This window comes from Streptococcus sobrinus DSM 20742 = ATCC 33478 (assembly GCF_000686605.1).
Lineage (GTDB): Bacteria > Bacillota > Bacilli > Lactobacillales > Streptococcaceae > Streptococcus > Streptococcus sobrinus.
This window is the reverse complement of record NZ_JMLC01000042.1, coordinates 1-8,722: the sequence shown is the minus strand read 5'-3', so window position 1 is coordinate 8,722 and position 8,722 is coordinate 1. Positions and strand designations below refer to the sequence as shown.

Below are 8,722 nucleotides of genomic sequence, written 5' to 3'. Positions count from 1 at the left end.
GTGAGGATACCCGTTACTTTATCTTAAGTTGTCAGGCAAGTGCTAAGGAATTCTGTGCTTATGTCCGTGGGCATTGGCAAATTGAGAGCATGCATTGGCAGTTGGATGTTGTCTTTCGTGAGGACGCCAACAAGACCTTGAATAAACAATTAGCTTTTAACTTGAACGTGCTGGATAAGTTTTGTTTAGCTGTGCTTAAACAGTTAGATGTTGGCAAGAAAATGAGTTTGAGACGGAAAAAATTCAACTTAGGGATGAACTTTGACCAGTATTTGAAGAAATTAATCTAGTCAAAAAAGTGATCGTCTATGGTAAAACAGAGAAGAAACATTCATGCGTTTGTCGTGGAGAGAAACAGTAGACCTTGACAAGCCTGACCGGTTTGTTATAAAATAGTCTGGTATGTTTAGTAACTGATCACATTATAGCCGGCTAAACGAATACGAAAATCTATGAGGAGGTATTCCAGGTGAAACGTACTTATCAACCAAGTAAGATCCGTCGTCAACGTAAGCACGGATTCCGTCATCGTATGTCAACTAAGAACGGTCGTCGTGTTCTTGCAGCACGTCGTCGCAAAGGACGTAAAGTCTTGTCTGCTTAATGACGATAAAAAGGTCAGCCCATACTCGAGGGGGCTGACCTTTTTTGGGTAAATTTCTAGACCTTTCTTTAGAGAATAGTTTGACAAATCGGATAAAAAAGTAGATCTATTTGCTAATGGTATCAAACCTTCCCTAGGATGTTAGATTTTTTACGGTTTTTAGGACCTTAACCTAGGTCTAAAGGCTGATTCTTGGTCTTAGGTCCATCTGAAAACGATTAACTATCGCCAACCTGCAATAATATGGTAAAATAAGAAGACTAAATATTTCAGGTAAGATGGGTATTTTGTACTAGTTAGAGATAGTTTGCTAGCTGGGCTGACCGTCAATCTCCTGAAAATGTAAAAATGAGAGGGAAAGCAAACATGAAATCCCACTGGCGATTCTTGTGGCGAACAGCCTTGTATTTTATTATTATTCTTATGCTATTGTATTTCTTTAGCTATCTTGGTCGTGGCCAAGGCAACTTTATTTACAACGAATTTTAGGAGAGGTTAGACTACTGTGATTAAAGATATGATTCAAACGATTGAGACCTATGCCCAATCGCAGGCGGATTATCCTGTTTATAACATTCTAGGAGAAGTCCATACCTACGGTGAGTTGAAGTCAGATTCTGATGCCCTTGCTGCCTACCTCGATAGTCTAGATTTGCCGGCTAAGTCACCCGTTATGGCCTTTGGCGGTCAAGAGTATGAGATGTTGGCAACCTTCCTTGCTCTCAGTAAAACAGGTCATGCCTACATTCCTGTTGATCAGCATTCTGCCCTAGATCGGATTGAAGCTATTATAGAAGTGGCACAACCTAGCCTGATTATTGCCATTGGTGACTTTCCCTTGACCAATGTGGCCAACCCCATCCTTAATTTGGATCAAGTCAAAGCGGCCTTTGCTCAGAAGGCTAGCTATCAGCTGACCCATTCAGTTGAAGGTGATGATAACTACTACATTATCTTCACTTCAGGGACGACAGGCAAGCCCAAGGGCGTGCAAATTTCCCACGATAACCTGCTCAGCTTTACCAATTGGATGATTAGCGACCAGCAGTTCAGTGTTCCTGAGCATCCACAGATGTTGGCACAACCACCCTATTCTTTTGATTTGTCAGTTATGTACTGGGCTCCAACCCTAGCCAAAGGGGGAACCCTCTTCGCTCTGCCTAAGGAAGTTATCGCTGATTTTAAAAAGCTCTTCGCAACCATCAATGAATTACCCATTGGGATCTGGACCTCAACCCCTTCCTTTGTTGATATGGCTATGTTATCAGATGACTTTAACAGCCAGACCCTGCCTGGCCTGACCCATTTCTATTTCGATGGGGAGGAGCTGACGGTTAAGACGGCCCAGAAGTTGCGGGAACGTTTCCCTCGAGCTCGAATTGTCAATGCCTATGGCCCAACCGAAGCGACTGTTGCCCTGTCGGCCCTTGCGGTAACTGACGAAATGTTAGCCACTTGCAAACGTCTGCCGATTGGCTATACCAAGGAGGACTCGCCGACCTATATTATTGATGAGGCCGGCAACCCCTTGCCAAATGGTCAGCAGGGTGAAATCATTGTTTCTGGACCTGCCGTATCCAAGGGTTATCTCAATAATCCTGAGAAAACAGCAGAAGCCTTCTTTGACTACCAGGGTCTTCCTGCCTATCATACGGGTGACCTAGGGAAAATGACCGATGAGGGGCTGCTTCTATACGGCGGTCGGATGGACTTCCAAATCAAGTTCAATGGTTTTCGGATTGAATTGGAAGATGTGGCTCAGAACCTCAATAAGTCTCGCTATGTTGACTCAGCCGTGGCGGTTCCTCGTTACAATAAGGACCACAAGGTGCAAAATCTTCTGGCCTACATTGTCCTCAAGGACGGTGTTGAGGAGCAATTTGATAAAGCCTTAGACATCACTAAGGCCATCAAGGAAGATCTCAAGGATATCATGATGGACTATATGATGCCTTCAAAATTCCTCTATCGCGATGAGCTTCCTCTGACTCCCAACGGCAAGATTGATATTAAGGGGATCATGAATGAGGTGAACAAGCGATGATCAGCTTTTTGACCTCTCTCCCCAAGCTAGAGGCTTATGGGAATCCCCAATATTTTCTCTATATTCTCTTAGCGGTTTTGCCGATTTTTATCGGCCTCTTTTTCAAGAAGCGCTTCGCTCCTTACGAGGCCTTGGTCAGTCTGGTCTTTATTGTCTTGATGCTGACGGGGAAAAATCTCAACCAGCTAACTTCACTGCTTGTCTATGTCCTTTGGGAGACAGCCCTGGTCTTTTCTTACAAGGCTTATCGCAAGCGGGCCAATAGTTCTGGCGTCTTTTATTTCTGGAGCTTCCTGTCGGTCTTACCGCTGGCTTTTGTCAAGGTGGCCCCAACCATTTCACATGGCTTTGCTTCCCTCTTCGGTTTCCTAGGCATTTCCTATCTAACCTTCCGAGCGGTCGGCATGATTATTGAAATGCGTGACGGCGTTCTCAAGGAATTTACTCTCTGGCAATTCCTGCGTTTCTTGCTCTTTATGCCCACCTTTTCAAGTGGACCAATTGATCGCTTCAAGCGCTTTGATGAGGACTACCAGAAGATTCCTGAGCGAGATGAGTTGCTCAACATGCTGGAGCAGGCTATCCATTGGATTATGCTAGGTTTCCTCTACAAGTTCATCATTGCTTACTTGGATGAGACTTATCTACTTACTCCGATGAAGGAGAATGCCCTCCAGATGGGTGGTGTTTTTAACCGTTATACCCTAGGTGTTATGTACGCTTATGGTTTCGACCTCTTCTTTGACTTTGCCGGCTACTCCATGTTTGCCCTGGCCATTTCAAATTTGATGGGGGTTAAGAGCCCGATTAACTTCAACAAACCCTTTATTTCAAGGGATTTGAAGGAATTCTGGAATCGTTGGCATATGAGCTTGTCCTTCTGGTTCCGTGACTTTATCTTCATGCGGCTGGTTAAGCTTTTGATCCAAAAGAAGGTCTTTGATAACCGTAATGTCACCTCTAGTGTGGCCTATATCATCAATATGTTGGTCATGGGTTTCTGGCACGGGGTGACCTGGTACTATATCGCCTATGGTCTCTTTCACGGAGTCGGCCTGGTCATCAATGATGCCTGGTTCCGCAAGAAGAAAAAAATAAACAAGGAAAGAAAGAAGAAGGGGCAAGAGCCTCTGCCTGATAACAAGTGGACTCAGGCTCTGGGAATCTTTATCACCTTCAACGTGGTTATGGTTTCCTTCTTACTCTTCTCAGGTTTCCTAGATGCCCAGTGGTTCAATAATCCGCTGATTAAACAGTAAATTTACTCTTCAAAAGTCAAAAAGATACAATGGACATAGTAAGTCCGTGATTTTGTCACTGGACTTGCTGCAAGACCTGCTATGGCGGTTCTTGATGTTCCCTCCCTTGTCTATTTTTGATTTTTATTGAGTAGAAATAACAAAGTCCCGTCTAGTCCAATCCCTAGCGGTATGTGAGGTAATAAAAATGGATATTAAAGCAGATGTTATTGAAATTATTGATGATCTTTTCATGGAAGATGTCTCTGACATGATGGATGAAGACTTGTTTGATGCTGGTGTGCTCGATAGTATGGGCACGGTTGAATTGATTGTTGAATTGGAAAACCATTTTGACATCAGCGTCCCAGTTTCTGAGTTCGGCCGTGATGACTGGAACACAGCGAACAAGATTGTTCAAGGGGTAACGGAGTTACGTAATGCTTAAACGTTTATGGCAAGTTTTTGGCCCTCTGGTCTGTGCCTTGGTCTTGGTTGTCGGCTTGATTGGCCTCTACCCAAGTAAGGGGGGGCATTCCTTCAAGGCTGAAAAGGATGATGCCGTAGCCTTGACTAAGATTAGCTTTAAAAGCCGCTCAAAAAAAGTAAGGGCTCTTAGCGACCCTAATCATCGCTTTGTCCCTTTCTTTGGTTCTAGTGAATGGTCGCGGATGGATGCCATGCACCCTTCTGTTTTGGCGGAAGCATACAATCGAGGCTACACTCCCTACCTATTGGGGCAAAGAGGAGCAGCTTCTCTGACGCAATATTTTGGGATACAGCAGATTATTCCTCAGATGACTAATGAGCAGGCGGTCTATGTCATTTCACCGCAATGGTTTGTTAAGACGGGGGCCAATCCTGCGGCTTTTCAAAGCTTCTTTAGTAGTGACCAGATGGTTCGTTTCTTGCGCAGTCAAAGAGGGACAACCTATGATCGTTATGCGGCGAAGCGTTTCCTCAAACTTTATCCAGAAGCCTCTATGGCTGAGATGATGGAAAAGGTGGCTAAGGGCCAAGAGCTATCTAAGGCGGATCGCGGTCGACTTAAAGTCATGCAAAAGGTCTTGGAAAAAGAAGATAATTTCTATAGCCAATTTGCAGTAAGTAGTCGAAATTACGATGGTAAGATTACTAAAAAAGCTGCTAAGCTACCTAAGAATTTCTCTTATGATACTCTATCCAATCGGGCTGATAAGCTGGCTGCTAAGGCAACGGATAACAATCCCTTCAGTGTTTCCAATAGTTTCTTTAACACTCGGCTTAAGGGGAATTACAAGGCCTTAAAAGGTTCACAAAAGAAATTCAATTATACCGAGTCACCAGAATTTAATGACTTACAGCTGGTCCTTAACCAGTTTGCGCAGATGGATACGGATATCCTCTTCATCATCCCGCCAGTTAATAAGAAATGGTCTGATTACACCGGATTAGATACTAAGAAGTATCAAGAATCGGTAGCCAAGATCAAGTATCAATTGCAAAGCCAAGGCTTTACTCATATTGCTGACTTGTCTAAGGATGGCGATCGTCCTTACTTTATGCAGGACACCATCCATCTGGGCTGGAATGGTTGGCTAGCGGCTGACAAGTATATTAATCCTTTCTTGACCAAGAAGCAAGCCAAACCCAACTACCAGATTAATGATGATTTCCTCAGTCAGGATTGGGCTAATTATACAGGCCAACCTGAGGATTTCAAGGTTCAATAAAATAAGTTGCAAGGGAGTGAGCCTCAATCCTGATTTCGTCAAATCGATTGACCTCACTCTTATAATTTAAGGTTCAAGGGAGGCCGACAAGTACTAGGGTACCTTGTCTGCCTCCCTTACTCCCTCTTTTTGACTAATATTATCGACTAGTCAAAAAGGGTGTTGCGGGAAGTCTAGTCAATTCTCAGACTATCCTCCACTTTTCCATCTCCGCAAAGTTGACTTAGTTTTCTCCAACAGTCTCCCAGACTGTTGAACCTATCACTTGCCTAACAGGGGTTAAGGATATTACCGCCGCTTCACTGGTATGTTTTATAATAAAAATTAACACGACGTGGAGATAAAATTATCGACCTTATAGTTTTATCGTAGCTAGTGAGGTGGCTAGACAAGCACAATGGTGCTTGCTGTTAGTCGTCAGCTACTTTTAGTAGCTAGATGATTTTGCCACATCATGCCGTCGTTTCACTGGTATGTGAGTGACTAAACACTAAAGTGTCAAGTCACTCATCACAAATCAACTACTGCGTCAAACTGTTCAATGTCGAAAAAGCAAGGAGGTTAGGAGTTTTTCTCCCAGCCTCTTTGTTTATGTCCCGTTTTTTACCTTTCTAATCTAAGGATTAATACTGTTTTTTTAGTTACAATTAATGAGAGCGCTTGACAAGCCACTATGGGATTTTTATAATGACCTTGGAGTCAATAAAGATTGGAGATAATCCTATGAAATTAAAAAGAATAGTCCTCGGCTTAGTTGCCTTTTTGGCAGTCCTAACTTTGGTGGCTTGTGGTAGCAAAGAGGCAAACACCGATACGGATCCTACTAAGACAGCGGATTTTCAATTGCTGAAGGCAGGACAAATGGATGTTCGCAATCATTATGAGTATAAGGATGATAAGGTTTTAAAGATGACTACCACGACAACCTTACTTTATTCGACAATTCAGGTAGATTCTGCCGATGCTGCCAAGCAGTATATGGAAACTAAGGGAGTTGAGAAGTGGGACGGTATTAAGGGAATCACCCATAAGGTTGACTACAAGAATGATCGTCTAGTTGAAACCACAACTGTAGATTTTTCTAAGGTTGATATCAATGCTAACGCTGATCTCCTACAGCTTCAGGTCCCTTCTGGCAAAAGGGTCGACCACATCAGCTATAAACAGTCGATTAAGACTCTGAAAAACCAAGGTTACACCCAAGTTATGGATGGAAAATTCAAAGAATTGAATTAAGCAAGAAGACACAGAGCTCAAACGTGATTTGGGCTCTTTTCTTTGGCTACATGAGTGGCGATGCCGAACGAAGATAATTTTGAAGGGGCAAGTGTTACTGTGGTTTGGTGTGCTTGTTATCAACGAGGGAAATCAATTTTTTTAGGATTATTAATCCTCTTTTGAGTTCCTGCTTAGTTTTTGGGGAAAGAACAGCTAGGCGAACGGCAGACTGATTTAGTCTTCCTCCTGCCAAGAAACGTTCAGCACATAAAATTTCTAAGTTATGGTTTTGAGCCAATTTTTCAAAGGCGTATCCATCCCATCCTGGTGGAAGGGGCAGCCACTGTAGCAGAGACAGCGGGTTGTCAGAAGTGAAATTCGGGAAAAATGCTGATACAAAGTATTTCGTTCGACAATTAATTTTTTCTTCTGTCTGATAACGGCTTGGGCCTTGCCACTTGTCAGTAGATAGTCTGTAAACTGGAGATGTAAGGCAGAAATTGGGGCATTGATGGTCTGGGAAGTTGTGTTCAGTTCAGCTATCAACCCTTGTGGTGCAACTAGATAGGCTGTTCTCAGATAGGGAGATAAAGGTTTTGATAGGCTGTGAATATAGAGGGTCTGCTCTGGAATAAGGGAGACAAAAGGAGGAAGGCGACGGCTGTTCGTGAAGGCGTAAGCATCATCTTCTATGAGTAGGAGACTGTACTGTTTAATAATCGAGCTGATAGCTTTTCTACGCTGCAGCGGAATACTGGTAGCCGTTGGATTGTTTACAGTAGGGACGAGATAGAGTCCTTTAATACCTTGTTGCCTTATCTTTTTTTCTAAGTCGCGGGGAATAATCCCTTGATTATCAGAGAGGATAGGAATCAGTTCCAGCTGCATTTGGTGGGCCAGGGTAATGAAATTGGTGTAGGTGAAGGTATCTGTAGCAATTTTGTCATCAGCCTTAAACAGGGATAATAGGATAATGAGGAGGGCGTTTTGAGTGCCAGAAGTCAAAAGGATATTTTGGGTAGATGTCTGAACTTGAAATTTTTGAAGCCACTGTTTGGCTATCGTCTTATGCCTTTCTTCTTGCTGCGTTCTATCAGGTTGACTGAACCAGATTTCAGATGAATGTTGTAATGCTTGGCTAAAGCTTTCAGACAGGATTGGATCTGCTTGATAATCGCAGTAGCTTTTGCCGAGTTAAATTAAAGTCTCGTCTTTTTTTAGTGACATTAAAGGAAGAGACTGGGGAAAGGATACAAAGGTACCTTTCCCAATGATGGCATAAATTAATCCCTTTTGTTGACAGAGTTTAAAGGCTCTTGTAACGGTGCTGAGGTTGATATCTAAAAAGTCGGCTAGTTCCCTTTGAGGTGGGAGTTGGGTTCCAGCAGGTAAAGTTCCATCTTGGATATCTTGTTCTAAACGCTTGGCTAGCTTTAAATAGAGGGGGTTCCTAATAACTGTTTATCGGGTCTCCAAGCCATTGGATAATGTTCAAATGAATTGACTGGCATGTGCATCTATCTCCGTAAAATTGTCTGGCCTACAATTTGAGGCTTTTTATCGAGTCGTTTTTTTATTAAATAAATTGCAAGAATAAGTGCAACATTTACTTGAACTCATCCTCTAGAGCTTCACTAGCAGTTCTGTAAGCTAAACATTTTCGTGGTCGGTGATTGATATCATATAAAGCCTTATTCAAAACCTCATCAGAGATAGCGGCTAAATCTGTTTTCTTTGGGAAATATTCTCTTAGTAAGCCATTTGCGTTTTCATTGCTTCCTCTCTGCCAGGATGAATAGGCGTCCGCAAAGAAAAAGGAAATTCCTAAATTCTCTACCAGAGGATAGCAGGCAAGCTCTTTTCCTCTGTCTGAAGTGAAGGTTTTAAGAGCCTCTTTTGGAAATAG

At 42.9% G+C, this 8,722-nt stretch carries 9 protein-coding genes and 1 pseudogene; 8 read left to right on the top strand and 2 right to left on the bottom strand.

Annotation, left to right across the window (positions count from 1 at the left end; translation table 11 throughout):
• From BS63_RS0110040 to BS63_RS0110015, 8 genes are all read left to right on the top strand, one after another.
• The coding region (locus BS63_RS0110040; protein WP_028798572.1) for an ISAs1 family transposase at positions 1-290 on the top strand (290 nt) is incomplete at its 5' end.
• Positions 291-469: 179 nt separating this feature from the next.
• Positions 470-604, top strand: a complete 135-nt coding sequence (gene rpmH, locus BS63_RS1000000112010) for a 50S ribosomal protein L34 (RefSeq protein WP_002885866.1) — start codon at positions 470-472, stop codon at positions 602-604.
• A gap of 366 nt (positions 605-970) precedes the next feature.
• Complete coding sequence (locus BS63_RS1000000112005; RefSeq protein ID WP_002962078.1) at positions 971-1,093, top strand: teichoic acid D-Ala incorporation-associated protein DltX; 123 nt, start codon at positions 971-973, stop codon at positions 1,091-1,093.
• A 28-nt stretch (positions 1,094-1,121) separates the two neighbouring features.
• Positions 1,122-2,648: a D-alanine--poly(phosphoribitol) ligase subunit DltA gene (gene dltA / locus BS63_RS0110035; RefSeq protein WP_169447860.1), complete on the top strand. Its 1,527-nt coding sequence runs from the start codon at positions 1,122-1,124 to the stop codon at positions 2,646-2,648.
• Positions 2,645-3,907, top strand: coding sequence for a D-alanyl-lipoteichoic acid biosynthesis protein DltB (gene dltB, locus BS63_RS0110030; protein WP_002962083.1), 1,263 nt, complete (start codon positions 2,645-2,647; stop codon positions 3,905-3,907). The genes dltA and dltB overlap by 4 nt, the downstream gene beginning before the upstream one ends.
• A gap of 187 nt (positions 3,908-4,094) precedes the next feature.
• On the top strand, positions 4,095-4,334 hold the full coding sequence (gene dltC / locus BS63_RS0110025) for a D-alanine--poly(phosphoribitol) ligase subunit DltC (protein WP_002962085.1): 240 nt from the start codon (positions 4,095-4,097) through the stop codon (positions 4,332-4,334).
• The gene (gene dltD / locus BS63_RS0110020; RefSeq protein ID WP_002962088.1) at positions 4,327-5,598 is read left to right on the top strand and encodes a D-alanyl-lipoteichoic acid biosynthesis protein DltD; all 1,272 of its coding nucleotides are present in this window, start codon (positions 4,327-4,329) and stop codon (positions 5,596-5,598) included. The genes dltC and dltD overlap by 8 nt, the downstream gene beginning before the upstream one ends.
• Positions 5,599-6,321: 723 nt before the next feature.
• Positions 6,322-6,834 (top strand): DUF1307 domain-containing protein, encoded by a 513-nt coding sequence (locus BS63_RS0110015; protein ID WP_002963064.1) that lies wholly within the window; start codon positions 6,322-6,324, stop codon positions 6,832-6,834.
• 94 nt (positions 6,835-6,928) lie between these two features.
• Here the strand turns inward: BS63_RS0110015 and BS63_RS1000000111455 are convergent.
• Both BS63_RS1000000111455 and BS63_RS0110005 read right to left on the bottom strand, forming a co-directional pair.
• A pseudogene (locus BS63_RS1000000111455) lies at positions 6,929-8,327 on the bottom strand (aminotransferase-like domain-containing protein).
• A gap of 95 nt (positions 8,328-8,422) precedes the next feature.
• A partial coding sequence (locus BS63_RS0110005; protein WP_028798571.1) for an IS30 family transposase occupies positions 8,423-8,722 on the bottom strand: 300 nt, incomplete at its 5' end.

Excerpts from the sequence above, each read along its gene's own strand:
- dltB (WP_002962083.1), top strand. The coding sequence starts at position 2,645 with ATGATCAGCTTTTTGACCTCTCTCCCCAAGCTAGAGGCTTATGGGAAT.
- dltA (WP_169447860.1), top strand. The coding sequence starts at position 1,122 with ATGATTCAAACGATTGAGACCTATGCCCAATCGCAGGCGGATTATCCT.
- dltD (WP_002962088.1), top strand. The coding sequence starts at position 4,327 with ATGCTTAAACGTTTATGGCAAGTTTTTGGCCCTCTGGTCTGTGCCTTG.
- BS63_RS1000000112005 (WP_002962078.1), top strand. The coding sequence starts at position 971 with ATGAAATCCCACTGGCGATTCTTGTGGCGAACAGCCTTGTATTTTATT.
- dltC (WP_002962085.1), top strand. The coding sequence starts at position 4,095 with ATGGATATTAAAGCAGATGTTATTGAAATTATTGATGATCTTTTCATG.
- BS63_RS0110015 (WP_002963064.1), top strand. The coding sequence starts at position 6,322 with ATGAAATTAAAAAGAATAGTCCTCGGCTTAGTTGCCTTTTTGGCAGTC.